This is a genomic window from Neorhizobium sp. DAR64862/K0K3, assembly GCF_050500185.1.
Taxonomy (GTDB): domain Bacteria; phylum Pseudomonadota; class Alphaproteobacteria; order Rhizobiales; family Rhizobiaceae; genus Neorhizobium; species Neorhizobium soli.
The window spans coordinates 1406651-1432332 of sequence record NZ_CP191449.1 but is presented as its reverse complement, the minus strand read 5'-3'; the positions used below and the strand labels follow the sequence as shown (position 1 = coordinate 1432332).

Genomic DNA, 25682 nt, shown 5'->3' with positions numbered 1-25682 from the left:
TTCCGGTCGCAGCAGTCAGATATCGAGGTTATCGGCAAAGGCGGCGCGTTCCTGGATAAACCGGAATCGCGCCTCGGGCCTCGTGCCCATGAGATTGTCGACCGCCTCGCGCGTGCCTTCGAAATCCACCTCGTCGATCCCGACGCGCAGCAACGTGCGCTTGGCGGGGTCCATGGTCGTTTCCTTCAACTGCGCAGCCATCATCTCGCCAAGGCCTTTGAAGCGACCGATTTCGACTTTCTTGCCCTTGAACACCGTTTCCATCAATTCGGCCCGATGCGCGTCGTTGCGGGCATAGACGGTCTTTCCACCCTGCCGGATGACGTAAAGCGGTGGCACGGCCAGATAAAGATGGCTGCCGCGGATGAGTTCGGGCATTTCCTGATAGAAGAACGTGATCAGCAGCGATGCGATATGGGCGCCGTCGACGTCGGCGTCGGTCATGATGATGACCCGCTCGTAGCGAAGATCCTCCTCGCGGTATTTCGTCCGCGTGCCACAGCCAAGCGCCTGCACGAGATCTGCGATCTGCTGGTTGGCCGAGAGTTTTTCGCGGCTTGCCGAGCCGACGTTGAGGATTTTACCTCGGAGCGGAAGAATGGCCTGGTTCAACCGGTTACGGCCCTGCTTCGCCGAGCCGCCAGCCGAGTCACCCTCGACGATGAACAGTTCGGCGCCCTCGGCCGTGTTCTGTGAGCAATCGGCAAGCTTGCCGGGAAGGCGCAGCTTGCGCACGGCCGTCTTGCGATTGACCTCTTTTTCCTTGCGGCGACGAAGCCGCTCTTCGGAGCGCTCAATCACCCAGTCGAGCAGTTTCGCGGCCTCGTTGGGATTTCCGGTCAGGTAATGATCGAAGGGGTCGCGCAGAACGTTCTCGACGAGCCGCTGAGCCTCCACGGTCGCAAGCTTGTCCTTGGTCTGGCCGACAAATTCCGGCTCGCGGATAAAGACAGACAGCATGCCCACGGCCGAGATCATCACGTCATCAGTGGTAATTTCGCGGGCACGTTTGTTCTGGGTCAGTTCGGCGTAATTCTTCAGGCCTTTGGTCAGCGCGATGCGCAACCCGGCTTCATGGGTGCCGCCTTCAGTCGTCGGGATGGTGTTGCAGTAGGAGTGAACCTGCGGGTCGCCACCATACCAGGTGATGGCCCATTCCATGGCGCCGTGACCGCCGGTCTTTTCGGTACGGCCCGCAAAAATTTCGCGGGTAACGGTGAAATCCTTGCCAAGCGTGGCCGAAAGATAGTCTTTGAGACCGCCTGGGAAATGGAAGACCGCCTTGTCCGGTACATCGCCACCGGCCTGAACCAGTGACGGATCGCAGCTCCAACGGATTTCGACGCCGCCGAACAGATAAGCCTTCGAGCGCGCCATGCGGAAAATGCGACCGGCATCGAATTTCGCGTGATCGCCGAAGATCTGCGGATCCGGATGGAAGCGGACGCGGGTGCCGCGACGATTGTGTACGTCACCGAGTTCTTCGAGCCCACCTTGCGGAACGCCGCGGGAAAAACGTTGGCGATAGAGCTTCTTGTTGCGCGCAACCTCGACTTCCAGCATGTCGGACAACGCATTGACGACGGAGACGCCAACCCCATGCAGACCGCCCGAGGTCTCGTAAGCCTTTCCGTCAAACTTACCGCCGGCATGAAGCTTGGTCATGATAACTTCGAGTGTCGACTTGCCGGGCACCTGCGGATGGTTTTCCACAGGAATGCCACGACCGTTGTCGGTCACAGTCAGGCAACCTTCGGTATCCAGATACACCTCGATGAAATTGGCATGGCCGGCCACGGCTTCGTCCATCGAGTTGTCGATGACCTCGGCAAACAGATGGTGGAGAGCCTTTTCGTCCGTGCCGCCGATATACATGCCGGGGCGCATACGCACCGGTTCCAGCCCCTCCAGCACGCGGATCGACGATGCGCCGTAGTCGTCGCCGTCGGCGGCGATTGTAGCCGGACGTCGCGGCGAAGGCGCTGCCTTGACGGCGGGTACAGGTTCCGCTGGCGCTGATCTGGGGAGAGCGGGCGTATCGGCAAAAAGGTCGTTATTGTCATCCATTGGCGGTGTCGGTACTACCTGTCGTGGTGCGGAGGAGATAGCCATACCTATCTCGTGCTGTTTCGAATCACATGCGATTTTGCCAGAAAACCGGCTTTCTCGCGATGCCGTACGCACACGGCGGCTCTGCCAGCAATGCTGCCTCGGCTTTAGCATGGCAAGTTGGAAGACAGAAGGTTCCGAATGAAAGCCCGCATGTCCACAGTTCATTTCTTTTTCGGCACGCTTCTTGCTGGCATGGTCGCGTTCACCGCTTCAGCAAGCCTCGCGCAGGAAGGCCCCATCAAGCCGTTCAAGGACGATCTGTTCTCCCGGTTCGAGGTCTTGGAAACCCGGGATGGCGGCGCTTACGAGGTGATCGACTACCAGGAACTGCGCGACATCAACGGACGTGACAGCGAGCCTGAGCGGCGGGTCAAGAATGCCTATGTGGCGCTTGGATCGCGCCGTGTCCAGGAAAATGAAACCCTGCCTCTCTCCGGGCGGACCCTCGATGTCACCAGGGTGGGACCTGCGCAGGGTGCCGCCTTCACGGTGATCTTCATTCACGGCAGGGGCGGCGACAGGCGGCTCGGCGTCAACGACTACACGTTCGGCGGCAATTTCAACCGGCTTAAGAACCTCGTCACCGCGTCAGGCGGGACCTACTATTCGCCGAGCATCAAATCCTTCGACGACAAAGGTGCAGCCGATATCGCCGCCCTTATTCGCTATGCGTCGGAGAAATCGACTGGACGTCCAGTCATCCTCGCCTGCGCCTCCATGGGCGGCTTCATCTGTCAGGCCGTGAGCCGAGATGCCACGACGATCCGCTTTCTGGAGGGAATGGTCCTGCTCGGCGGTCCACCCGATCCGGGTCTGCCGTCGACGCCGTTCGCCAAGGCGAAACTGCCGGTCTATATCGCCCATGGCAGTGCCGACAGCGTCTACGCAGCCAGCGGACAGACCGAGATCTACCGGAAATTGCAGAGCGCCGGATACCGGGTCCGTATGTCCGTTTTCAACACGGGTGGGCACGGAACGCCGATCCGGATGATCGACTGGCGCAAAGCCCTCAATTTCGTGCTTATTGCCCACAAATTACCGGTTTAAGCGCAATCGGGCGTTTCAATGGGTCTCAACCGATTGAATCGCGGCGTGCATCGCTTGCGGTGCGCGATGAGCGGGCTCTAGGCCGGTGTCCCGGCATCCATGATCCATCCAAGCACTTGAAATGCGTTCATTATTCAGCGTACGAAGTGTGAAAGGACATGTCGGGAGGCCTGTCCTGCACGTTTAGGTGGCGGCGCTCAACGGCGTCGGCTGGAGGAGAGGAACAGGGATCGACATGACACCAGAAATTCGCCCGCTTATTGCCGGAAACTGGAAGATGAACGGCACGAGGGACAGCCTTCCCGAGATCAAGGCGATTGCTCAGGGCGTGATGGGACCTCTCTCGGAAAAGGTTGAAACCCTGATATGCCCGCCGGCCACGCTTCTCTATGTGGCGACGGCGCTTTCGACAGACAGCCCGCTGATGATCGGCGCCCAGGATTGTCATCGGAAGGATTGCGGCGCGCATACCGGTGATATTTCAGCAGACATGATCGCCGACTGCTTCGGCACGCATGTGATCGTCGGTCATTCCGAACGGCGCGTCGATCATCGTGAAACGGACGCGACGGTTCGCGCCAAGGCCGAGGCTGCCCATGCAGCCGGATTGATCGCGATCGTCTGCGTCGGCGAAACGGCGGAGGAACGCGACACCGGTCAGACACTGGATATTCTGAAGCGTCAGCTCGATGGCTCCCTGCCTGATGATGCCACTGCAGCAAACACGGTCATTGCCTACGAGCCCGTATGGGCGATCGGATCCGGCGTGACGCCGACCGCAAGCGATGTGGAAGCCGCGCATGCTTTCATGCGCGCAGAACTCGTGAAGCGGTTCGGCGACGACGGCAAGGGGATGCGTCTCCTCTACGGCGGCTCGGTCAAGCCGGGCAACGCGGCGGAGCTGATGGCGATCGAAAATGTTGATGGCGCACTGATCGGTGGCGCCAGCTTGAAAGCCGACGATTTTCTCGCCATCTACGGCGTCTATGAAGCCTTGACCGCCTGAGCCATTCAATAGGGGCTTGGAAAGCGGGCGGGCCTCGTGTAAAGAGCCGCCAAACTTCTTCTATTGCCTCGCCAACGGGGCAGGGATCTTATTCATGCAGACTGTTCTGATCGTCATTCATCTCATGATCGTGCTGGCGCTTGTCGGCGTCGTGCTGATCCAGCGCTCCGAAGGCGGAGGGCTTGGCATCGGCGGCGGTTCCGGCTTCATGTCGGCGCGCGGCACGGCAAACGCCCTGACCCGCACGACGGCGATCTTGGCGACGCTGTTTTTCGTCACGTCATTGGCGCTCGGCATTCTGGCTCGCTACGAATCGCGTCCGACGGATATTCTCGACCGCATTCCGCAGAGCCAGCAGGGTTCAGGCAATGGTATCTTGAACCAGCTCGGCCCGGCACCGACCGCTCCGCCGGCAAGCAACGGCGTCCCATCGGATGGCGCGAGTTCAGCGCCTGCTCCGACAGCACCGGCAACGGGAGCACCGGCTCCGGCGACACCGGCCCCGGCAACGCCCGCTCCGACGAACAGCGTTCCAACCGGCCAGTAAGGCACGGTTGAAGGCAACAAACTCCGGCGGGCCAAAAGCCTGCCGGTTTTCGTTTGTGGAGATTCCACAGACTTTTTTCGGAAAAAGAAAATTCCGCTGGCGGAATCAGAAATCAGAAGGTATTCGGTGGCTCCCATGGCGCGATATGTATTCATCACAGGCGGCGTGGTTTCTTCCCTCGGAAAAGGAATTGCGGCCGCGGCCCTCGGAGCTCTGCTCCAGGCGAGGGGTTACCGGGTTCGGCTGAGGAAGCTCGATCCTTATCTCAACGTTGATCCGGGCACTATGAGCCCGACGCAGCACGGCGAGGTCTTCGTGACCGACGACGGCGCTGAGACCGATCTGGATCTCGGTCACTACGAGCGGTTCACCAGCCGTTCGGCGACCAAGACCGACAACATCACCACCGGCCGCATCTACAAGAACATCATCGACAAGGAACGCCGCGGCGACTACCTCGGCGCGACCGTTCAGGTCATTCCGCATGTCACCAACGAGATCAAGGATTTCGTCACCGAGGGCAATGAGGACTACGATTTCGTCCTCTGCGAAGTTGGCGGTACGGTCGGCGATATCGAAGCGATGCCGTTCATGGAGGCGATCCGCCAAGTCAAGAACGACTTGCCGCGCGGAACAACGATCTATCTGCATCTGACACTGATGCCGTTCATTGCGGCAGCCGGCGAGTTGAAGACCAAGCCGACCCAGCATTCCGTCAAGGAACTGCAGGCGCTGGGTATCGCGCCGGACATCCTGCTGGTGCGCGCAGACCGGGAAATCCCGGAGGCCGAGCGCCGCAAGCTTTCGCTGTTCTGCAACGTTCGCCCATCCGCGGTCATCCAGGCGCTCGACGTTGCCAATATCTACGACGTCCCTATGGCCTACCACAAGGAAGGCCTCGATTCGGAAGTGCTGGCTGCGTTCGGCATCGAACCCGCTCCCAAGCCCCGTCTAGACGCCTGGGAAGAGGTCTGCAACCGCATCCACACGCCGGAAGGCGAAGTAACGATCGCGATCGTCGGCAAGTACACAGGCCTCAAGGACGCGTACAAGTCGTTGATCGAGGCCCTGCATCACGGCGGAATCGCCAATCACGTCAAGGTCAATCTCGAGTGGATCGAATCGGAAGTCTTCGAAAAGGAAGACCCGGCTCCGTGGCTTGAGAAGGTTCACGGCATTCTGGTCCCCGGCGGTTTCGGCGAACGGGGTTCGGAAGGCAAGATCCTCGCGGCCCAGTTTGCGCGCGAACGCAAGGTTCCGTATTTCGGGATCTGCTTCGGCATGCAAATGGCGGTGGTGGAAGCCGCCCGTCATCTCGCCGGCATCGAAGACGCATCCTCGACCGAGTTTGGTCCTGCAAAGGAACCGGTCGTCGGTTTGATGACGGAGTGGCTGAAGGGCAACGAGCTCGAGAAGCGGTCTACCGCCGGCAACCTCGGCGGCACGATGCGTCTTGGCGCCTATCAGGCGGCTCTGAAGAAGGGCACCAAGATCGCTGAGATCTACGGGTCGACGGATATCTCCGAGCGCCATCGTCACCGTTACGAAGTCAACGTCCAATACAAGGACCGCCTGGAAAACTGCGGTCTCGTCTTCTCGGGAATGTCACCGGACGGCCTTCTGCCTGAAACGGTCGAATACCCTGACCATCCGTGGTTCATCGGCGTTCAGTACCATCCGGAACTGAAGAGCCGACCGCTCGATCCGCACCCGCTGTTTGCGAGTTTCGTCGAGGCAGCGCTCGAACAGAGCCGTCTCGTCTAAGACCTGAGAAAACCCGGCTTCGACCGGGTTTTTCTTTGACCACTTTTCTATTTCAGCGCCTTGTATGCGGCGAGCGCCCGGTCGCGGGCAAAGCCGTGATCGACGATGGGCTTTGGATAGGTCTTGCCCAGCTCGATGCCTGCCTTCTCCAGCACGGCCGCAGGCGCCTCGAACGGCTTGTGGATGTATTTGCGGTCGAGCTTTGCCAGTTCGGGCACATGCTCGCGAACGTAATCACCGTCTGGATCGAATTTCTCGCCCTGCAGGATAGGATTGAAGATCCGGAAGAACGGCGAGGCATCGGCGCCGCTGCCGGCCACCCACTGCCAGTTGGCGGAATTGTTGGCAGGATCCGCATCGACAAGCGCATCGCGGAACCACTGCTCGCCCTTGCGCCAGTCGATCATCAGATCCTTGATCATGAACGACGCCGTGATCATCCGCACCCGGTTGTGCATATAGCCGTGTTTCCACAACTGCCGCATACCGGCATCGACGATCGGATAACCCGTCATCCCCTTGGTCCAAGCCGTAAATTGCTTGGCATCGTATTGCCATTCGAATGCGTCGAACTTGTCGTCCCAGTTTTCGCGATCGAGGCCGGGAAATTCGATCAGCAGACCGTAGCAGAAATCGCGCCAGGCAAGCTCGCGGCGGAAGTGCGACACGTCTTCCGATGTCTTCGCCGGAAGACCTCTCGTCTCGTACCAGATGCGGGCAGGGGAAATCTCGCCATGGGTGAGGTGGGCAGACAGCGAAGACGTGGCGTCGATCGCCGGAAAGTCCCGACCGCGCTTGTAGTCGTGCAGGTCCCTGTCGATGATGTCCTTTAACTTCTCCCGCGCGCCCTGTTCTCCCGGTGTCCACATTTCGGAAAAACCCGAAGCCCAGTCCGGCTTTGTCGGCAGCAGGTCCCAGCCGTCCAGGCTTTCCGAACGGGGAAATTGCTTCGGGGCAGGGATGGACTTTGGGGTATCCATCGGCTCGTGCGGTTCGCCGAGCTTCTGCATCGCGTTCCAGAACGGTGTAAAAACCTTGAATGCCTTGCCCGCCCCCGTGCGGATCCGGTCCGGCTCGTGGAGAAGCTGGCCATGAAAGGCGCTGATGGCGATGCCCTTGTCTTTGAGGGCGACCGCGATTTCACGGTCGTAGTCCGTGCGTTCATAGGCGCGGTTGACGAAGACGGAGCGGGCGCCGGTCTTGTGGGCGATGTCGGACAGAACATCCTCGGCCTTTCCCCTAACGAGGATGAGGTCACTGCCGAGCGCTTTCAGCGCGCCCTTGAGTGCCGTCAGCGAATGATGCAGCCACCATTCCTGCGCGCCACCGAGAGGCCCGATGTTCAGTTCGTCGGGTTCGCGAATATAGACGGGGATGACCGCGCCGCCGGCATCGATCGCCGCATTCAGCGCCGCATTGTCATCGAGACGGAGATCCTTGCGAAACCACAGGATGGTCGGAATGTCTTTGTCAGTTGAATGATCGGCAGGCACGCGCTTCTCCGTTCGAGGCATCGCAAAGGACGCCTGGAAAGCGCCTTAGGAACGAATGAGCAATATAGGGCAGGGTGCACCGGCAGCCAGCTCCGGAGCGTGCGGCGGACGCACGATAAGGCCGTCGGATCGCGAAAATATCTTCATCATCGACGAATCCTGCTTTCCGAAAGCCTTGGCAACAAGATTTCCCGCCGCGTCACGCGTCACGCTCGCGCGAACATAGTCCTTCCGCTGGTCGTTCGCCTTCATATGCTCCGCTGTGACACCCATGACCTCGCGGTTCCTCTCGCTGAGACGCGCGAGCTTTCGCAGCAGAGGCTCGAGGAACAGGAGACTGGTCACAAGGCTTGCGACCGGGTTGCCGGGCAGGCCCAGCACATGCATGCCGTCGAGCGAACCGACCATCAGCGGTTTGCCGGGACGCATCGCGATCCGCCAGAAATCGAGTTCCATACCGGCGGCCTTCAGCGTCGACTGGACGAGGTCGTGATCGCCGACAGAAGCTCCACCGAGCGTGACCAGCACGTCGGCCTTTTCGAGCTGCGCCCGTGCGACAGCTGCAGCGATATCCGCCTGGTTGTCCTTGACGATGCCAAGGTCGAGAACCTCGCCGCCGTTGGACCGCACCAGTGCGGCGACGCCGAACGTATTGGAGGCAATGATCTGCGCGGTCGCCGGCACACCGCCAGGAACGACAAGCTCGTCACCGGTCGCAAGGATCGCGACCCTTGGTCGCCGATAGATCTCAAGCGTCGGATGGTTCATCGCGGCGGCGACGGTCAGATGCGCGAAGTCGAGCTCTGTGCCGCGCTTGAGGACGATCTCGCCCTCTGCAAAATCCTGGCCGCGGGGCCGCACATGCCGTCCTTCGACGACGGCAAATGCAGTGCGGATCCGGTCGTCCGCGATTCGCTCGGCATCTTCCTGGATGAGGACGGAATCAGCGCCCTGCGGCAGAGGTGCACCCGTGAAGATCCGCACCGTCTCGCCCGGGCCGACAATGCCCTCGAAGGCGTGGCCCGCAGACGCCGTCCCGATGACCGACAGTTCCGTGCCGACCGTAGACGCGTCCTCTGCCCGTACTGCGTAGCCATCCATGGCGGACGCGTCGAACGGTGGCTGTGTCAGCCTCGCGGCCAGATCGACAGCCAGCACGCGACCGTCGGCCTCGCCGAGCGGGACATTCACGATATCGTCGATCGGACGCGCTGCAGAGAGCAGCCGGCTCCTGGCATCCGCCACGGGGAGTAGTGCCTTCATCAGCCCTCCAGGCGGTATGTTCCGGACTTGCCGCCGGTCTTCTCGAGAAGCTGGATGCCGCCGATCTGCATGCCCTTGTCTGCGGCTTTCGCCATATCGTAGATCGTCAGGCAGGCAACGGACACCGCCGTCAGCGCTTCCATCTCGACGCCGGTCTTGCCGGTCAGCTTGGCGGTCGCCGTGACACGCAGACCGGGCAGGGCGGCATCTTCGGTAATCTCGACCGAGACCTTGGTCAGCATCAGCGGATGGCAAAGAGGAATGAGGTCGCTGGTCTTCTTCGCCGCCATGATCCCGGCGAGCCGCGCTGTTCCAATGACGTCACCCTTCTTGGCATTGCCATCCAGAATCAGCGCGAGCGTTTCTGGAAGCATCCTGACATGACCCTCGGCCGTCGCCGAGCGTACGGTTTCAGTCTTGTCGCCGACATCGACCATATGCGCTTCGCCGGCCGAATCGATATGAGTGAGTGTTGCCATTATTCGGCTGCCTGTGCTTTTGTCTCACCAGATAGCAGCAGTCGCGTCGCCGCAGCAACGTCGTCCTGACGCATCAAGCTTTCACCGACCAGGAAGGTCTCGATATGAGCCTTCTGCAGCCGCTGGCAGTCCGCATAGCTGAAGATGCCGCTTTCGCCGACGAGGAGTCGATCGGCTGGCACCATCGGTGCAAGTGTCTCACTGATGGCGAGATCGAGCTCGAACGTGCGCAGATTGCGGTTGTTGATCCCCACCAGCGGTGCCTCGAGCTTCAGCGCCCGCTCCATTTCAGGGGCGTCGTGCACTTCGATAAGCGCATCCATGCCAAGCTCGCTGGCGGCCTCGTAGATCGCGAGCGCGTCGTCATCCGACAGCGCCGCCATGATGATCAGGATGCAGTCGGCTCCCCAGGCGCGCGCTTCGTGCACCTGGTAGGTCTCGAACATGAAATCCTTGCGCAGAACGGGCAGGGCGCAGGCAGCCTTTGCTGCGACCATGAATTCCGGCGCACCTTGAAAGCTCGGCGTATCTGTCAGAACAGACAGGCAGGCTGCACCGCCGGCCTCATAGGCTGCGGCGAGCGACGGCGGATCGAAGTCTGCGCGGATCAACCCTTTCGAAGGGCTCGCCTTCTTGATTTCGGCAATGAGACCAAAAATGCCGGCATCCTTCTTCGCCTGCAATGCACGCAGAAAACCGCGCGGAGCAGGCTGGTCGGCGGAACGAGCCTTCAGCTCAGTGAGCGGCACGCTTGCCTTCGCCGCTGCGATTTCCTCGCGCTTATAGGCTTCGATCTTCTTGAGAATATCCGCCATTCGCTCAATCCTTCTCGTTCGATACGGCCACAAGCCGGTCAAGCGCTGCAGCGGCATTGCCGCTTTCGAGCGCGTTCGTGGCGATCGTCATGCCATCCTTCAGCGTTTCGGCCTTTCCGGCGACGACAAGCGCTGCCGCCGCGTTGCAGAGTGAAATATCACGGTATGCATTCTTCGCCCCGCCGAGAACCGCCCGCAACGCCTTCGCATTGTGGATGCCGTCACCACCCTTGAGGTCGGCAAGCGTTGCCTGCGGCACGCCAAAATCGGCTGGGGTCAGTTCAAAGGAGCGGATACTGCCGCCCTCCAGAGCGCAGACCTGCGTCACGCCTGTCGTGGTGATCTCGTCCAGACCCTGGCCATGCACGACCCAGACAGTCTCGGAGCCGAGACCGCGCAGCACCTCTGCGATCGGCTGCAGCCATTTCGGATCGAAAACGCCGAGCAACTGACGCTTGGCGCCTGCAGGATTCGAGAGAGGACCCAGAATGTTGAAGATCGTCCGCGTACCCAGTTCGACGCGGCTAGGCCCCACATGGCGCATCGCGGCATGGTGCATAGACGCAAACATGAAACCGATCCCGGCCTCGCGGATACAACGGGCAATGCGGTCCGGACCGATTTCCAGGTTGACGCCGAGAGCCGACAGAGCGTCCGCCGTCCCCGATTTGGAACTCAACGCCCGGTTGCCATGCTTGGCGACGGGAACGCCCGTACCAGCCACGATGATCGATGCCAGTGTCGAGATGTTGTAGGTGCCGGCACCATCCCCACCCGTGCCGACGATATCAACGGCATCGGCTGGTGCGTCGACCCGCAGCATTTTCTCGCGCATGGTCGTTACGGCGCCGGAAATTTCCGCCACCGTTTCTCCTCGTACGCGCAGCGCAATCAGAAACCCGCCTATCTGCGAGGGCGTCGCCTCGCCGGACATCAGAATGTCGAACGCCTGACGCGCCTCATCCAGCGTGAGGCTCTCCCCGGCAGCAACTTTGGCAATGAAGGGTTTCAGCTCAGGCATTCTTTGGCTCTCAAGTCGCTTAGTATTGCGCGGGCGCAGCCGACTGATTGACGGCGGCCTGGTTGATCGAAACACCGTAGGTGTTCTTGAGGCTGTTGACCATCTGATCGAGCATGTCATCGCCGGCAGAATCGGCCATGCGCTGGAGTTGCTCGTCGCCGGCAAGCGCATCGCTCGTGGCCTGATCGACCGCCGTCACCTTCAGAAGAAGGCGGCTCTCGCCGTCCGATCCGAGCGCTGTTCCAGTCACACCGACCGGACCTGCAAAGGCTGCCGCAATCGCCTCGTTGCCGAAGATGGCGTCCTCGCCGTTGCGGCGCAGGCCGGACTTCGTTTCGATGGCGACGCCGAGATCCTCAGCGATCACTGCCAGCGTCTCGCCCTTGTCGAGGCGACCCTTGAGGTCGGCCGTGCGTGCCGAAAGCGCCTGACGCTGCTGATCAGCCGTCCAGTCGGCAACGGCCCGGTCGCGGACTTCGCTAAGCGGACGTTCCCGTTCCGGCGTGACATTGCGGACCTCGAACCAGACGAAGCCGTCGGTGCCAACCGTCAGCGGCAGCGTATCGGCGCCGGGATCGGTGCGGAAGACGTCGGTCAAAAGCGTGGTACCACTCGGGAGATCCGCAATGCGCTTGTCCTGCGGATCAAGACCGGATGCATTGGCCGTGACCGTGACGAGCTTGAGGTTCAGATCCTTTGCTGCGTCTTCAAGCGTCGTCCCGTTGCTGCGCAACTCCTCGAAGCGGTCATGTGCCGTGTTGAGTTCCTGCGAGGCGGCCGCGACCGCCATCTGCTGGCGCAACTCGCCCTTGACCTCGTCGAAGGCGCGGGTGGTTTCCGGGCGAACGTTGGAGACCCGCAAAATGACGGGACCGAATGTACCTTGAACGGCTGGCGTGATGCCGCCATTCGCGCCAAGCTTGAAGGCCGCTTCTGCAATTGCCTCATCCGGAACAGCGTCGCGGGTAAAGTCGCCGAGGCGAACGTCGGCTGCGGTTTTCCCCTGGTCCGCCATGACCTGGTCGAACGTCGTCGTTCCGGCGCGCAACTGCGTCGCCGCAGCTTCTGCCATTTCCATGTTGGGGAAGGGCAGCTGCTCGATGGTGCGCGTCTCGCTCGTCTTGAAGCTGGCGATCCGCTTGTCGTATTCGGCCCGCGCCTGCTCGTCGGTGATCGAAGACGCATCCGCGATGTCGGATGGCTGCAGCTTCACATAGGCAAACGTGCGGTATTCCGGGGCCCGATAGCGGCTCTTCGCACCTTCGAACCACTGCGCCAGAATATCATCCGTCGGTGCTTTCACGGGATCGATATTGGCGTTCGACAGAAGCAGATATTCGACTGTGCGGCTTTCGTCCCGATACTGCTTCAATGCATCGATCAGAACCTGCGGCGGCTTGAACCCGTCGGACACCGCTTCGACGATCTGGCTGCGGACGGCAACCTTGCTGCGCTCCTTGATGTAATCGTCCTCGCGAAGGCCGGCATTGCGCAGGCGGGAGGTGAACAAGGCGCGGTCGAACTGACCGTTGACGCCCTGGAATGCAGGGTCTTCGCTGATCAGGATACCGAGCTTGTCTTCTGAAAGACCGAGATTCATGTCGTCGGAAAGCTGATCGAGTGCAGCGCCTGCGGCGAGCTGTGCGAACACCTCGTTCTCGACGCCGAATGCACGTGCCTGTTCCGCGGTCAGCGGTGCGCCGAACTGACGACCGATATTAGCGACCTGTCGCTGATAGGCCAGCCTGAACTCTTCAGACGAGATTTGCTGATCGCCCACCGTCAGGACGGTATTGCTGTTCGATCCGATCAGGGAGTGCGAAATGCCCCAGATGCCGAAGGATGCGGCAAGAACCAGGAGCAGGAGTTTTGCGACCCAGGAGCGGGCTGCGTTTCTGAGCGAATTGAGCATCGGCGATATTACCTATCAGTCGTAGTGCCGCCTTTCCGGCGGTTTGAGCGAATGTCTCTAGAACAATCTGCAACGGAAATGAAGGCGTTGACGCGCAAAAGCGCGCAGGCACCACCATTGTCCGCCCCACTGACTATTTCGTGAAGGTAATGGCAGGGATTATATGACGACGACAGTCACGACAGCCGGGCCCGGTGGGCACTCTATCCCCGCTATTGATCGAAACGACCCGTTTCGCCGAACGCTGCTCAGCATCTCCACGGGCGAGCCGTCTCAGGCCCGGCGTCGCGTCCGCTCATTCGCCGCCAGTGTACGTTTTAGCGCGTTAGTGGTAGGTTTCGGTAGAGACGTCGTCGTCCATGATGCGAAATGCTTCGTAAAGCGCTTCGACGAGCACGTCGGTAAGGCTGTCGCCATCGCCGTCCTGCAGGAAAAGGCCAATGGCCTGTTCGGATGGCTGGCTCGTGTGTTCGGTTTCTTTAGACATTCATTGTCCCCTAACTGTCGCGATTGATTCCGACAAGGGCAGGCTAGATAATCGCGCTTGCGTGGAACTGGAGTTCTTCTGGCGCGAAGAGACGCGGCGCCGATAATCGTAAAGGTGAGCAATCACTGTTTGAGGACCATTGGCATTCATCCGAATCTTGCTCGTGTTTGTCAGCGAATAATGAAGTTGGGACGGCGAAGTTCCCTCGATTCCGAGCCGATGGGTAGCGGCTCGGTTTACATGAATCGTCCAGTTTGTATTTTGGCTTGTGAAACGACAGGACTAATTTAGAAGCCTGTTTGGCTCTGAACCGCGGTGGAATGCGGGCGGAGATGAGGGAGAAAAAGCATTTTGGATCGATCGGAAATCAACCTGGAATCCTGCGCGCAGGAGCCGATCCATATACCGGGTGCGATCCAGCCGCATGGTGCGCTGATCGTTCTGCGGCCGGCTGATCTCACGGTCCTGCAGGCAAGCCGCAATGCCGGCGCGTTTTTTGGTGCCGATCTGCGCCTCGGCGGTCCCGCGCCGGTGATCCTTGATCCACTGAATGACGACATTAGAAATTGGCATGAGTCGAGCGAAGCCGTTTTCCAGACAGATATCTCCGATGCAACACTGACGGCGCATCGATCTGGTGGACTTGTCATCCTGGAAGTCGAGCGTTCGGGAACGCAGACACTCGGCAGCCTGTTTGCGCGCCTGCGCGGTTTTGCGCAGGTTCTGTCGACGCAGGCCGATGTGGCGGGTTCGCTTGCGGCGGCCGCTCGCTTTGTTCACGACCTGACAGGGTTCGATCGCGTCCTCGTCTACAAGTTCGACGACGACTGGAACGGACACGTTGTTGCGGAAGCAGGCAATGGCAGGTTGCCATCGTATCTCGACCTGCGTTTCCCGGCGGGCGACATACCGGCACAGGCGCGTGCGCTCTACGCCGCCAATCGCTTGCGCGTCATTCCCGACGCATCCTATGAACCTGTGCCGATAGACGCTGATCGCGAACTCGGGACCGCAGGCAGTCCGCTTGATCTGAGCTTCTCGCAGCTGCGCAGCGTTTCGCCGGTGCATCTCGAATACATGCACAACATGGGCACGGCCGCATCCATGTCCATGTCGATCATAATCGACGGACGCCTTTGGGGGCTTGTCGCTTGCCATAGCGCCGAGCCTCACATGGTTCCGGTCAGGGTGCGCGATGCCTGCGACTTTATCGTCCAGTCGCTCGCCATGCGGATCGCAGCGCAAGTTCACTCCCAGGACGCCACCCGCCGCGTCGAGCTGGCGCGCATCTCCGGTGATCTTCTGCGGGCAATGACATCTGCCTCGTCCTGGAGCGAGGGATTGGAGACCTTGCCGAAAGATCTGGTCGCGCAGGTTGGGGCCTCGGGAGCCGCCATTATTGCACAGGGAGAGTGCCACAAGGTGGGGATCACCCCGACGGACGACGAAGTTCGCTCCATCGTCGGCTGGCTTTCCGGCAGAGCGGACGACGACATCTTCGCCACCACATCGCTTGCTGCGGACTTTCCATCGGCTGAAGCGTTTGCCGGCGAGGCAAGCGGCATCATCGCCATTCGTTTGTCCGAGCTTTACGAAAACTGGCTGATCTGGTTCCGGCCCGAGGTGATCCGCACGGTCCAGTGGGCTGGAGACCCGCATAAGATTGTCCAGGAAAAAGGACGTATCCATCCGCGGAAATCCTTTCAGGCCTGGAGCGAAAATGTCCGGCTCCATTCTCAGGCCTGGAGCGAAGCAGAACTTTCTGCTGCACGCGACCTTCGCAACGCGATCGTCGGGATCGTCTTGCGAAAGGCTGAAGAGCTGGGTGAACTCACCAGCGAACTGCAGCGCTCCAACAAGGAGCTTGAAGCTTTCTCCTATTCGGTGTCGCACGATCTGAGGGCGCCGTTCCGGCACATCGTCGGCTTCGCTCAGTTGCTGACAGACAGGGAAAACAGTCTCGACGAAAAATCGCGCCACTACCTTCGGACCATCTCCGATTCGGCGCTGGCAGCGGGCAGGCTCGTGGATGGCCTGCTCAATTTTTCGCAGCTGGGGCGTGCCTCGATCACCCATAAGCATGTCGACATGAACAAGCTTGTCGCCGAGGTTGTGAAGAGCGTGATTCTGAACCAGGACGACCGAGCCATCTCGTGGTCGATCGAGCCGTTGCCGACCGCCTGGGGCGATGCCACGCTGTTGCGGCAGGTCTGGTTCAACATTATCGAAAACGCGGTAAAGTACAGCAGGCACCGCAACCCCGCAGAAATCCGCGTCCGGGGCTCCGCCAAAGGCGATGTGACCACCTACAGCGTCAGCGACAACGGCGTCGGGTTCGACATGGCTTATGTCGGCAAACTGTTCGGGGTCTTCCAGCGGCTCCAGCGCGCCGAAGACTTCGAGGGGACCGGTATCGGCCTTGCTCTTGTGCGCAGGATCGTCGAACGCCATAACGGAAGCATTACCGCCCATGGGGAAGTGGACAAGGGCGCAACCTTTGTCTTTGCCCTGCCAGGCCCTGAGAAGAAAGGCCGCGCCCATGCCTGAACTACGCCCGATACTGCTTGTCGAAGACAGCCCACGCGACCTGGAACTCACGCTCGCCGCGTTGGAAAAGTGCCAGCTTGCCAACGAGATTGTCGTTGCTCGCGATGGCGCCGAGGCGATCGATTATCTCTTCGGAACCGGGATTCATGAAGGTCGCCCGTCCGGCGATCCGACCGTTGTGCTGCTTGATCTGAAACTGCCCAAGATCGATGGTCTCGAAGTCCTCGAGCGTGTCAAGAAAGACGAGAGACTGCACCACATTCCGATCGTCATGCTGACGTCGTCGAGGGAAGAGCAGGATCTGGTGCGAAGCTACGAGCTCGGCGTCAACGCCTTCGTCGTGAAGCCTGTCGAGTTCAAGCAGTTCTTCAAGGCCATTCAGGATCTCGGGGTATTTTGGGCTCTCTTGAATGAACCACCTCCTGGATACCGCGCCAAAGACGGAGGCTAACAGAGTGCAGCACAATCCACGCCTACTCATGCTGGAGGACAGCCCGCTCGATGCCGAATTGATCCGCGAGCAGCTTGAACTGTTGACGAAAAAGCCGGAGATCCGTCTCGTCAGCAACCGCGGTGAATTTGTGAAAGCGCTGGAAGCGCGCGATTTCGACCTCATCCTTTCGGATTTTTCGCTGCCCGATTTCGACGGTATGGCGGCGCTGGACATGGCAAGCCGCGAGGTGCCGGAAATACCATTCATCTTTGTCTCCGGTATACTCGGGGAGGAGGCCGCGATCGAATCGTTTCGGCGTGGCGCGACGGACTACGTTCTGAAGCAACGGTTGATACGCTTGCCCGCTGCCGTCGAGCGGGCACTGGCGGAGGCTCACGAGAAAGCCGAGCACCGGCGTGCGCAGAACCAGAAGGAACTGCTCGTCCGTGAACTCAGCCATCGGGTGAAAAATACCATGGCCATGGTCATGTCGCTCGTACGCCGGACTGCAAAGAGCAGTCACACGGTCGATGACTACGCGTCGAACCTGCTTGGCAGGCTTCGGGCGATGGCTGACGCACATGCGCTCCTGTTCGAAACGAACTGGAGCAAGGCGGAGCTTGCCGACGTCGTACGTCGGACCCTGGCACCGTATATGGAGGGCCGCGGCAACCGGTTCGTGATCGATCCCGGTCCGACTGTTCATCTCGACCCGAAGTCCGCGCTGGCGCTCAGCCTGGTCTTCAACGAACTGACGACCAATGCGGTGAAATACGGCGGACTGTCACAGGATGGCGGTCATATCGCGATCAGCTGGGTGCGCGACGCCGTGAAGGAGGGAAAGGCAACCATTACGCTCACCTGGCAGGAGATTGGCGGCCCGACCGTCACGCCACCCGAGCAACAGGGTTTTGGTACGACGCTGGTGGAGCGGAGCATCCAGTATGAACTCCGAGGGAACGTCGAAATAGACTATGCCGAGACAGGCCTCGTCTGCCGGATCACGTTCCCGATACCGTCATTCGACTGAAGTTCGGAACTCCGGCGCGGCTGCCACTTTAGGCGCCGCGTCGAAACTGTGTCAGAACGAACTGTGATGAGAGCCCGAGCGACTAGTTCCGGATTTTCGACGAAGGCGCGTGCCGTGGCTCCTGAGTGGCCCCGAATGTCTCTTCCATCAGCGAGGAAAGCTTGTGGGCCGTCCAGGGCTTGGGAAGCAGCGGCAATCCCTTCAGCCTCGTCTTGACTTCCGGCAGCTCGGCGTAACCGGTGCAGACGATGATGGGGACAGAACGTGCCTGCAGTTCCTCGATCACCGGAAAGGACAACTCGCCGTGCAGGTTGAGATCGACCACCGCGCCGGCAAGCTCGTTGCGAGGGATGGCATCGAGCGCATCGACCAGACGTCCAAACGGTCCGACGACTTCGTGTCCACGGTCGAGGAGGTAATCCTCCATGTCCATGGCAAGAAGGAGATCATCCTCCAGCAGGAGGATTTTCGCGGATTCGGTATAGGCTGTGCTATCGGACATCATTTCACGCATGGTTAAAACAGGAAGTTGCGAAATGGCGAGCGGTACGCTTTTTTCAAGGGCAAAAAGCCCGCAAGCATTACAGAAGTGATGTGTATGGAACGCTGCCACTCTTTTCGGTGCGATCGGCTGATGGCGGAAGAGGTGGGATTCGAACCCACGGTACGGTCTCCCGCACGCCGGTTTTCAAGACCGGTTCCTTAAACCACTCGGACACTCTTCCTCGCTGTCAGGCTTTATAATCGCAGAACTGCTGTCGTCAACTGGAGATGCGCTTCGATTGCTGCACTGGTACCCTAGTCTTTGGCGGGGAAGGCGGCAATCAAGGTATTAATAGAATATTACTTTAAGTATCCGTTAACCATACTGGATACAATTTTAATTACTCAACAGTTTTCGTTCGCATTTTAGCCACGAAAAAAGCAAATCTAGGCATCCATCAAAGACGGGGCCGAACGGGTCTCGCTTGGTTCATTGATCGGAACGACGAATCGATCTTCGAGGCTCAAGCGCTCGTTGTGGCAAGAAATTATGGGGCGGACAGGTTTTGCGTTTGAGTGGCGGTATTGTTTCGCTAAGTGCGAAGTGGCTTGGCATGACGGTGGTTTTCGCGGCGATGGCATCCTGTGCCACGACAAAGCCGACGCCTGAACCTGCGCAGAAGCAGGTGCGCAGCAAGGAATACTTCTCCGAGAAGGAGTATGGCGTCAAAGCCAGTCCGCGCGTCGTCAGGGACGGACAGCCGGTACCGAAAGGCGGCGGTCGCTTTATGGTCGGCCAGCCTTACCAGGTGAGGGGCAAGACCTACGTTCCCAAGGAAGATCCGCAGTATAACAAGAGTGGTCTCGCATCGTGGTATGGTTCGGCCTTCCATGGCCGTTATACCGCCAATGGCGAGGTCTATGATTCTGCCAGCCTCACGGCAGCCCATCCGACGTTTCCGCTGCCGAGCTATGCCCGCGTCACCAATGTCGAAAATGGCTCGTCGGTCATCGTCCGCGTCAACGACCGCGGCCCGTATCACGCCGGCCGCATCCTCGACGTGTCCAGCAAGACAGCCGAGCTCCTCGATATGAAGCGTTCGGGCACTGCCAAGGTCAATGTCCAGTATGTCGGCCGCGCTCGTATGGATGGTGAGGATACACCGTTCCTGATGGCGTCCTACATCCGCAAGGGCGATCGACTGCCGTCCTTCAATCCGGGTGGCGGTCAGAGTTCAAGCGGCGTGATGGTCGCGTCGAACCAGCCATTGCGTGACCAGATGCAGAGCTTCGGTTCGTCCGTACCGACGCCTGCCGCCTATCCGAGCCGTGCGCAGAGCAACGCATCCTCGAAGAGGGGCTTCCAGCAGGCCGAGCAGTATGCGGCGTCGCCGCGCCCGGTCGAGCGTTCGACGGCTGAGACTGTTCGTGCCCAGGCACCGCAGCGACAGGTCGCGGCAGTTGCGCCAAAGCCGGCACCAGTTCAGGCTCCGACCCAGAAGGCGATCGCAGCCCCGGCTCAGCAGCAGGTTGCAAGCCAGCAGCGTTACGTTCAGCCAGTCGCTCCGGCGCGGGCAGAACAGCAGATCCGCCCGGTCGCAAACCGGGCACAGCAGGCCTGGACCTCCGAAACTGCCTATGTCGAGCCGCCTAAGGGCCACAAGCAGCAGGTCATGTTCGGCAACGTCCTGCTGCAGGACTAAGCGGCCCGGCACGGCCCGACCCTGAGGCGACGCGTCTGAAGTCCCGATCGGCAGCGCGTTGTTCGCGCTGTCTTCCACAAAGCATCCTATCTCCGAAAATTGATTCCTGTTCGCGGATCGATGCTGTAGGCATAGGTCGAAACGTTTCTGGGGGCATGATGCGACGCTTTCTGTTTTCGGCCTGCCTGTGCGTCACGGCAGCCTTTTCCGCGACACAGACCGTGTCTGCGCAGGACGCCGCACCAGCCTTCGCGACCAAGGCCAGACAGGTCTATATGGTCGAGGAAAAGACCGGCACGGTGCTGCTTTCGGCAAACGAAAACCAGTCTCTTCCGGCAGCCTCACTCGCCAAGCTGATGACCATGGAAGTGGTGTTCAGCGCGCTCCAGCGCGGCGAGATCACACCCGAAACAAGCTATCCCGTAACCGAGTTCGCCTGGCGCACCGGTGGCGCGCCATCGGGCACCACGACGATGTTTGCGGCGCTGAAATCGCAGATGAAGGTCGACGACCTGATCCGGGGCGTGATCATCCAGAATGCCAACGACGCCTGCATCATTCTGGCAGAAGGACTGTCTCGCTCGGAGGCCGAATTCGCGACGCGCATGAACGCGCGCGCCAAGGATCTGGGGCTTACGCGCTCTGCATTCGGCAATTCCACGGGCCTTCCGTCTGCCGAAAGCCGGACCACCACCCGCGACATGGTGGAACTCGCGCGGCACCTTCAAAGGACATATCCGCAATACTACCCGCTCTATGCCCAGCCGGACTTCACCTGGAACAAGATCTTTCAGCGCAACAAGAACCCGCTGCTCGCGCTCAATCTCGGCATAGACGGGCTTGGAGCCGGCTATGCGGAAGGAGCAGGTTTCTCGTTCGTCGCTTCCGCACAGCGCGAAGGAACGCGGCTTTTCCTTGCCATGGGGGGACTTGCCAGTGACAAGGAACGGGTGGAAGAGGCGCGCCGGGTGATGGAGTGGGGGCTCTCCTCGTTTCAAACCAAGGTGATCTTCGCGCAAGGCGAAGTGATCGGCCAGGCAAGCGTCTATGGCGGCACCAGCCGCCACGTCGATCTCGTCGCGCAGGAGCCGGTCGATCTCTACCTTCCGACCAACAGCCCCGATCGCCTTTCGGGTCGGATCGTCTACCGCTGGCCGCTCCGTGCACCCGTCACGAAAGGGCAGGAAATCGGCGTTCTGCAGATCTCATCCGGAGACCGTCTGGTCCGGGAAGTGCCACTGATGACGGCGGATGCCATCGAAGGTGGTACACTCTTCAACAAGGCGACCGATGCGGCTCTGGAACTGATGTTCTTCTGGCTTTGACATGTTCCGTGACGCGTGGATATCGGCTATGAACCGTCCGACAGGCGCAATACGGAACTAGGTGTGACACAACAATCCGGGCTATTCGTGACATTCGAAGGCGGGGAAGGGGCGGGGAAATCCACCCAGATCCGCAGGCTTGCCGATCTCCTGCGCAGGCGGGGATACGACGTTCTGATGACGCGGGAGCCGGGCGGTTCGCCGGGCGCCGAAGCGGTCCGCCACGTCCTGCTTTCGGGTGCAGCGCAGGAGTTCGGGACTAGGCTCGAAGCGATCCTGTTTGCGGCGGCCCGCAACGACCACGTCGAGGAGGTCATCCGGCCGGCGCTCGCAAGCGGCGCAATCGTTCTCTGCGACCGCTTCATCGATTCCTCCCGCGTCTACCAGGGCGCCACCGGCAATCTGGAGTCCGATCTCATCGAGGCATTGCAGCGTGTCGCGATCGACGGCGTCAAACCGGATTGTACCGTGATCCTCGATCTGCCCGCCGAAATCGGCCTTGGCCGTGCCCGCAAACGCGCGCCGGACGAAGCCCCCGACCGTTTCGAGCGGGAAGAGATCGAGACCCACGAAACGCGCCGCCAGGCTTATCTCGCGATTGCCACCGCCGATCACGGCCGCTGTCACGTTATCGATGCCGACCGCGATGAAGACGTGATTGCCAAGGAGATTGCAGCGCTGATCGAGCCCATGGCTTTGAGCCTCGGTGCAGATCAGGCCGGCGTCACGGGTTCATCGGAATGAGCGACCAGGATCCGCATATTCTGGACGGCGCCATTTCGCCCGCCAGAAATCCGCACCTGTTCGGCCATCATGCCGCGGAGGATTTTCTCAGTGCAAGCTACAAAACGGGCAAGGGCCATCACGCCATCCTGATCGAAGGTCCGGAAGGGATCGGCAAGGCGACGCTGGCCTTTCGTTTCGCCAATCATGTCCTCTCCCATCCGGAGCCCGAAAACGCGCCTGATCACATCGCCGATCCGGATCCAGACAGCGCCGTCAGCCGCCAGATCGCCTCGGGCGCCTCGCACAATCTTCTGCATCTCTCTCGTCCGGTGGACGAGAAGACGGGAAAGATGAAGACGGCCATCACCGTCGACGAAGTGCGCAGGGCCGGGCACTTCTTTTCCCAGACATCCGGGACCGGAAACTGGCGCATCGTCATTATCGATGCGGCCGACGACCTCAACCGCAACGCAGCCAACGCGATCCTCAAGATCCTCGAAGAGCCGCCGCGGCGTGCGCTTTTCCTCGTCCTGTCGCATGCCCCCGGACGGCTCTTGCCGACCATCCGGTCCAGATGTCAGCCGCTCAGGCTGTCACCGCTCAGTGATGCCGATCTTGCAAGCGCGCTCGCAGCCCTCGGCAGCCCACTCGATGGCGGCAAGACCGAGGAGATGGTGCTGACTCAATCCAAGGGTAGCGTCGCGCAGGCGCTGAAACTTTTGAATTACGGCGGCGCCGATATCATCTCGGCATTCGACGATGCCGTCTCGGCGGATGGACCGGCGGCGCGCAAAGCCATGCACCGGCTGGCCGACGTTCTCTCCGGCAAGGACAGCGACGTCATCTTCGGCTTCTTTCTGGAGCATCTGTCCGACCATCTCGTCAAACGGGCGAGGGAGGCCGCATTGTCAGGCGATCTCGCGACGGCGGACCGCAGGGCGAAGCTGGTTTCCGACATGACCGAGAAGTTGAAGATCGCCCAGGCCTATAACCTCGATCGCAAGCAGACGCTGATGTCCATTCTCGAAACCGCCAGGCTCGCCTGATCGTCGATCCGGACCATGGCGGGAAGTTTGGGTTTCGCTTGTCTGCAACATGCGCTAAGAGCGGCCTGACTTAACATCTGTCCGAGTACAGCCCATGCCGAACAAGACACCTTTCTATATCACGACCGCGATCTCCTATCCGAACGGCAAGCCGCATATCGGCCATGCCTACGAACTGATCGCGACGGATGCGATGGCGCGCTTCCAGCGCCTCGACGGCAAGGACGTCTTCTTCCTGACGGGCACGGACGAGCACGGCCAGAAAATGCAGCAGACGGCCCGCAACGAAGGCATTTCGCCGGAAGAGCTTGCCGAGCGCAATACCGAGCAGTTCCGGGAGATGGGCAAGCTGCTCAACGCCTCGAACGACGATTTCATCCGCACGACGGAACAGCGCCACCATCAGGCGAGCAAGGACATCTGGAACCGGATGTCTGCTGCCGGCGACATCTACAAGGATACCTATGCCGGCTGGTATTCGGTCCGCGACGAGGCCTACTATGCGGAAGACGAAACGCAGCTGCGTGACGGCACCCGTTATGGCCCGCAGGGCACGCCGGTCGAGTGGGTTGAAGAGTCCAGCTACTTTTTCAAGCTGTCGGAATACGGCGACAAGCTTTTAAAGCACTACGAGGACCACCCGGATTTCATCGGTCCGGCCGAGCGCCGCAACGAAGTTATCTCCTTCGTGAAATCCGGCCTGCGCGATCTCTCCGTATCGCGCACCACGTTCGACTGGGGCATCAAGGTTCCCGACGATCCGGCGCATGTCATGTATGTCTGGGTCGACGCGCTCACGAATTACCTGACCGCGACCGGCTATCTCGACGACCCGAACGGTCCGCGGGCGAAATACTGGCCGGCGGACGCCCATATCATCGGCAAGGACATTATCCGCTTCCACGCGGTCTATTGGCCCGCCTTCCTGATGTCGGCAGGTCTGCCGCTGCCCAAGCGCGTCTATGCCCACGGCTTCGTGCTGGCGAAGGGCGGCGAGAAAATGTCGAAGTCGCTCGGCAACGTGCTCGATCCGTTCGAACTGATCGGCCATTTCGGCCTCGATGCGATCCGCTATTACCTGCTGCGGGAGATCTCCTTCGGCCAGGACGGCACCTGCAGCGAAGATGCGATCGGCACGCGCATCAATGCCGATCTCGCAAACGGTATCGGGAATCTTGCCAGCCGCTCGCTGTCGATGATCGTCAAGAACTGCGATGCCAAGATCCCGGCCCCCGGCGAACTGACTGACGCAGACCGGCAGATGCTGGCCTCCGTCGATGCGCTTCTGCCGATCTGCCGCGAAGACATGGAAAAGCAGCTGGTTCACCGTGCACTGGCATCGATCATCGCTGTCGTGTCGGAAACCGACCGTTACTTCGCGGCGCAGGCGCCATGGGTGCTGAAGAAGACCGATCCGGCGCGGATGGAGACGGTTCTTTACGTGGCCGCCGAAGTGGTGCGCCAGATCGCCATCCTGTTGCAGCCCTTCATGCCGGATTCGTCGGCAAAGCTCCTCGATCTGGTGGCTGCACCTGCCGGATCGCGTGATTTCGCGTCACTAGGCGAAGTTGGCCGCCTGACGCCCGGAACGGTGCTGGAAGCTCCAAGCCCGGTCTTTCCGCGCTACGTTGCGCCGCAGCCGGCGGCATAGGGCAAGTCATGCTGATCGATACCCATTGCCATCTGGATTTTGCCGATTTCGACTCCGAACGCGACGAACTGATCGAGCGCGCCCACGAAGCCGGTGTCCGGCAGATGGTGACGATCTCGACACGCGTCAGGAAACTCGACAGCCTGCTGGCGATCACGGACAAATATCCGTCGGTGTTCTGCTCGGTCGGCACGCATCCCAACAATGCCAGCGAAGAGCTGGATATCCAGGCGGAAGACCTCATTCGTCTCGCCAATTCGCATGACAAGATCGTCGCGATCGGCGAAGCGGGTCTCGATTATTTCTACGACACGCAAACGCCGGCCGACCAGAAGACCGGTTTGATCAGACATATCGAAGCTGCACGCGAGACCGGGCTGCCGCTGGTGATCCATAGCCGAAGCGCCGACGAAGACATGATCGAGATCCTGACAGCTGAAAGCGGGAAGGGGGCCTTCCCCTTCATTCTGCATTGCTTTTCGGCCGGACCCGACCTCGCCCGTGCCGGTATCGAGCTTGGTGGCTACGTATCCTTCTCGGGCATCCTGACATTCCCGAAATCCGAGGAAATCCGGGCCATCGCCAAAACGCTGCCGACGGACCGGCTCCTGGTCGAGACCGACGCACCTTATCTGGCGCCGAAGCGCTGGCGTGGAAAGCGCAACGAACCGTCCTACGTGGTCAACACCGCAGAGGTGCTGGCCGATGTTCACGGCCTGACTTACGAAGAGATGGCTGCGATCACGACGGAAAACGCGTTCCGCTGCTTCTCCAAGATGCCGAGGCTTTGAG

Annotated in this window: 22 protein-coding genes and 1 tRNA gene; 13 read left to right on the top strand and 10 right to left on the bottom strand. The window is 60.5% G+C overall.

Translation table 11 applies throughout. From position 1 onward, the window contains the following. Nucleotides 1-15 precede the first annotated feature (15 nt). Nucleotides 16-2067, bottom strand: coding sequence for a DNA topoisomerase IV subunit B (parE, locus tag ACQY1L_RS06890; RefSeq protein WP_082471923.1), 2052 nt, complete (start codon nt 2065-2067; stop codon nt 16-18). 195 nt (nt 2068-2262) lie between these two features. Here parE and ACQY1L_RS06885 point away from each other — a divergent pair, with 195 nt between their 5' ends. From ACQY1L_RS06885 to ACQY1L_RS06870, 4 genes are all read left to right on the top strand, one after another. Continuing rightward, nucleotides 2263-3159 (top strand): alpha/beta hydrolase, encoded by an 897-nt coding sequence (locus ACQY1L_RS06885; RefSeq protein WP_430243508.1) that lies wholly within the window; start codon nt 2263-2265, stop codon nt 3157-3159. A 235-nt stretch (nt 3160-3394) separates the two neighbouring features. Beyond that, nucleotides 3395-4165, top strand: coding sequence for a triose-phosphate isomerase (gene tpiA, locus ACQY1L_RS06880; RefSeq protein WP_430243506.1), 771 nt, complete (start codon nt 3395-3397; stop codon nt 4163-4165). 94 nt (nt 4166-4259) lie between these two features. After that, entirely contained in the window at nt 4260-4712 is a 453-nt protein-coding gene (gene secG / locus ACQY1L_RS06875; RefSeq protein ID WP_062456931.1) for a preprotein translocase subunit SecG, read from the top strand. A gap of 135 nt (nt 4713-4847) precedes the next feature. Then, entirely contained in the window at nt 4848-6476 is a 1629-nt protein-coding gene (locus ACQY1L_RS06870; protein WP_062456928.1) for a CTP synthase, read from the top strand. 47 nt (nt 6477-6523) lie between these two features. Here the strand turns inward: ACQY1L_RS06870 and ACQY1L_RS06865 are convergent, their stop codons facing one another. The 7 genes from ACQY1L_RS06865 to ACQY1L_RS06835 all read right to left on the bottom strand — a co-directional run bounded on the left by ACQY1L_RS06865 (nt 6524) and on the right by ACQY1L_RS06835 (nt 13946). Continuing rightward, nucleotides 6524-7990 carry a cryptochrome/photolyase family protein gene (locus ACQY1L_RS06865; protein ID WP_430243504.1) on the bottom strand — a complete coding sequence of 489 codons (1467 nt, stop codon included), beginning with the start codon at nt 7988-7990 and terminating at the stop codon, nt 6524-6526. Between the two features lie 24 nt (nt 7991-8014). After that, nucleotides 8015-9232: a molybdopterin molybdotransferase MoeA gene (locus ACQY1L_RS06860; RefSeq protein ID WP_430243502.1), complete on the bottom strand. Its 1218-nt coding sequence runs from the start codon at nt 9230-9232 to the stop codon at nt 8015-8017. Then, complete coding sequence (moaC, locus tag ACQY1L_RS06855) at nt 9232-9711, bottom strand: cyclic pyranopterin monophosphate synthase MoaC (RefSeq protein WP_430243500.1); 480 nt, start codon at nt 9709-9711, stop codon at nt 9232-9234. The genes ACQY1L_RS06860 and moaC overlap by 1 nt, the downstream gene beginning before the upstream one ends. Continuing rightward, complete coding sequence (gene trpC, locus ACQY1L_RS06850; protein WP_430243498.1) at nt 9711-10526, bottom strand: indole-3-glycerol phosphate synthase TrpC; 816 nt, start codon at nt 10524-10526, stop codon at nt 9711-9713. Before trpC ends, moaC begins: the two co-directional genes overlap by 1 nt. A gap of 4 nt (nt 10527-10530) precedes the next feature. Next, nucleotides 10531-11547: an anthranilate phosphoribosyltransferase gene (gene trpD / locus ACQY1L_RS06845; protein ID WP_062456914.1), complete on the bottom strand. Its 1017-nt coding sequence runs from the start codon at nt 11545-11547 to the stop codon at nt 10531-10533. A 19-nt stretch (nt 11548-11566) separates the two neighbouring features. Continuing rightward, nucleotides 11567-13459 carry a SurA N-terminal domain-containing protein gene (locus ACQY1L_RS06840; protein WP_430243496.1) on the bottom strand — a complete coding sequence of 631 codons (1893 nt, stop codon included), beginning with the start codon at nt 13457-13459 and terminating at the stop codon, nt 11567-11569. Between the two features lie 325 nt (nt 13460-13784). Beyond that, on the bottom strand, nt 13785-13946 hold the full coding sequence (locus ACQY1L_RS06835; RefSeq protein WP_092662350.1) for a hypothetical protein: 162 nt from the start codon (nt 13944-13946) through the stop codon (nt 13785-13787). Nucleotides 13947-14297: 351 nt separating this feature from the next. Between ACQY1L_RS06835 and ACQY1L_RS06830 the strand changes: the two genes are divergently transcribed. From ACQY1L_RS06830 to ACQY1L_RS06820, 3 genes are read left to right on the top strand one after another with little or no spacing between them, the layout of a single operon-like run. Next, entirely contained in the window at nt 14298-16493 is a 2196-nt protein-coding gene (locus ACQY1L_RS06830; RefSeq protein WP_430243494.1) for an ATP-binding protein, read from the top strand. Beyond that, nucleotides 16486-16944 carry a response regulator gene (locus tag ACQY1L_RS06825; protein ID WP_062456905.1) on the top strand — a complete coding sequence of 153 codons (459 nt, stop codon included), beginning with the start codon at nt 16486-16488 and terminating at the stop codon, nt 16942-16944. Before ACQY1L_RS06830 ends, ACQY1L_RS06825 begins: the two co-directional genes overlap by 8 nt. Nucleotides 16945-16948: 4 nt before the next feature. After that, entirely contained in the window at nt 16949-17956 is a 1008-nt protein-coding gene (locus ACQY1L_RS06820; protein WP_342366078.1) for a sensor histidine kinase, read from the top strand. Nucleotides 17957-18038: 82 nt separating this feature from the next. On the opposite strand, the gene ACQY1L_RS06815 is transcribed toward ACQY1L_RS06820, so the two are convergent. Beyond that, entirely contained in the window at nt 18039-18470 is a 432-nt protein-coding gene (locus tag ACQY1L_RS06815) for a response regulator (RefSeq protein ID WP_430243492.1), read from the bottom strand. 121 nt (nt 18471-18591) lie between these two features. Next, nucleotides 18592-18681: transfer RNA gene (locus ACQY1L_RS06810), tRNA-Ser, on the bottom strand. Between the two features lie 324 nt (nt 18682-19005). On the opposite strand from ACQY1L_RS06810, the gene ACQY1L_RS06805 reads away from it, so the two are divergent. The 6 genes from ACQY1L_RS06805 (at nt 19006) to ACQY1L_RS06780 (ending at nt 25681) form a co-directional block, all read left to right on the top strand. Then, on the top strand, nt 19006-20142 hold the full coding sequence (locus ACQY1L_RS06805) for a septal ring lytic transglycosylase RlpA family protein (RefSeq protein WP_430243490.1): 1137 nt from the start codon (nt 19006-19008) through the stop codon (nt 20140-20142). 155 nt (nt 20143-20297) lie between these two features. Further along, nucleotides 20298-21467: a D-alanyl-D-alanine carboxypeptidase family protein gene (locus ACQY1L_RS06800; RefSeq protein WP_430243488.1), complete on the top strand. Its 1170-nt coding sequence runs from the start codon at nt 20298-20300 to the stop codon at nt 21465-21467. A 63-nt stretch (nt 21468-21530) separates the two neighbouring features. Beyond that, entirely contained in the window at nt 21531-22211 is a 681-nt protein-coding gene (gene tmk, locus ACQY1L_RS06795; protein ID WP_430243486.1) for a dTMP kinase, read from the top strand. Beyond that, on the top strand, nt 22208-23239 hold the full coding sequence (locus ACQY1L_RS06790; protein ID WP_430243484.1) for a DNA polymerase III subunit delta': 1032 nt from the start codon (nt 22208-22210) through the stop codon (nt 23237-23239). Before tmk ends, ACQY1L_RS06790 begins: the two co-directional genes overlap by 4 nt. A gap of 94 nt (nt 23240-23333) precedes the next feature. After that, on the top strand, nt 23334-24890 hold the full coding sequence (gene metG, locus ACQY1L_RS06785) for a methionine--tRNA ligase (protein WP_430243482.1): 1557 nt from the start codon (nt 23334-23336) through the stop codon (nt 24888-24890). A gap of 8 nt (nt 24891-24898) precedes the next feature. After that, the gene (locus tag ACQY1L_RS06780) at nt 24899-25681 is read left to right on the top strand and encodes a TatD family hydrolase (protein ID WP_174196649.1); all 783 of its coding nucleotides are present in this window, start codon (nt 24899-24901) and stop codon (nt 25679-25681) included. The last annotated feature ends 1 nt before the right edge of the window (nt 25682 follow it).

What these genes read in the sequence shown, in the direction of transcription:
- parE (WP_082471923.1), bottom strand. Translation starts at nt 2,067, where the DNA reads ATGGATGACAATAACGACCTTTTTGCCGATACGCCCGCTCTCCCCAGA.
- ACQY1L_RS06885 (WP_430243508.1), top strand. Translation starts at nt 2,263, where the DNA reads ATGTCCACAGTTCATTTCTTTTTCGGCACGCTTCTTGCTGGCATGGTC.
- tpiA (WP_430243506.1), top strand. Translation starts at nt 3,395, where the DNA reads ATGACACCAGAAATTCGCCCGCTTATTGCCGGAAACTGGAAGATGAAC.
- secG (WP_062456931.1), top strand. Translation starts at nt 4,260, where the DNA reads ATGCAGACTGTTCTGATCGTCATTCATCTCATGATCGTGCTGGCGCTT.
- ACQY1L_RS06870 (WP_062456928.1), top strand. Translation starts at nt 4,848, where the DNA reads ATGGCGCGATATGTATTCATCACAGGCGGCGTGGTTTCTTCCCTCGGA.
- ACQY1L_RS06865 (WP_430243504.1), bottom strand. Translation starts at nt 7,990, where the DNA reads ATGCCTCGAACGGAGAAGCGCGTGCCTGCCGATCATTCAACTGACAAA.
- ACQY1L_RS06860 (WP_430243502.1), bottom strand. Translation starts at nt 9,232, where the DNA reads ATGAAGGCACTACTCCCCGTGGCGGATGCCAGGAGCCGGCTGCTCTCT.
- moaC (WP_430243500.1), bottom strand. Translation starts at nt 9,711, where the DNA reads ATGGCAACACTCACTCATATCGATTCGGCCGGCGAAGCGCATATGGTC.
- trpC (WP_430243498.1), bottom strand. Translation starts at nt 10,526, where the DNA reads ATGGCGGATATTCTCAAGAAGATCGAAGCCTATAAGCGCGAGGAAATC.
- trpD (WP_062456914.1), bottom strand. Translation starts at nt 11,547, where the DNA reads ATGCCTGAGCTGAAACCCTTCATTGCCAAAGTTGCTGCCGGGGAGAGC.
- ACQY1L_RS06840 (WP_430243496.1), bottom strand. Translation starts at nt 13,459, where the DNA reads ATGCTCAATTCGCTCAGAAACGCAGCCCGCTCCTGGGTCGCAAAACTC.
- ACQY1L_RS06835 (WP_092662350.1), bottom strand. Translation starts at nt 13,946, where the DNA reads ATGTCTAAAGAAACCGAACACACGAGCCAGCCATCCGAACAGGCCATT.
- ACQY1L_RS06825 (WP_062456905.1), top strand. Translation starts at nt 16,486, where the DNA reads ATGCCTGAACTACGCCCGATACTGCTTGTCGAAGACAGCCCACGCGAC.
- ACQY1L_RS06815 (WP_430243492.1), bottom strand. Translation starts at nt 18,470, where the DNA reads ATGCGTGAAATGATGTCCGATAGCACAGCCTATACCGAATCCGCGAAA.
- ACQY1L_RS06800 (WP_430243488.1), top strand. Translation starts at nt 20,298, where the DNA reads ATGATGCGACGCTTTCTGTTTTCGGCCTGCCTGTGCGTCACGGCAGCC.
- ACQY1L_RS06790 (WP_430243484.1), top strand. Translation starts at nt 22,208, where the DNA reads ATGAGCGACCAGGATCCGCATATTCTGGACGGCGCCATTTCGCCCGCC.
- metG (WP_430243482.1), top strand. Translation starts at nt 23,334, where the DNA reads ATGCCGAACAAGACACCTTTCTATATCACGACCGCGATCTCCTATCCG.
- ACQY1L_RS06780 (WP_174196649.1), top strand. Translation starts at nt 24,899, where the DNA reads ATGCTGATCGATACCCATTGCCATCTGGATTTTGCCGATTTCGACTCC.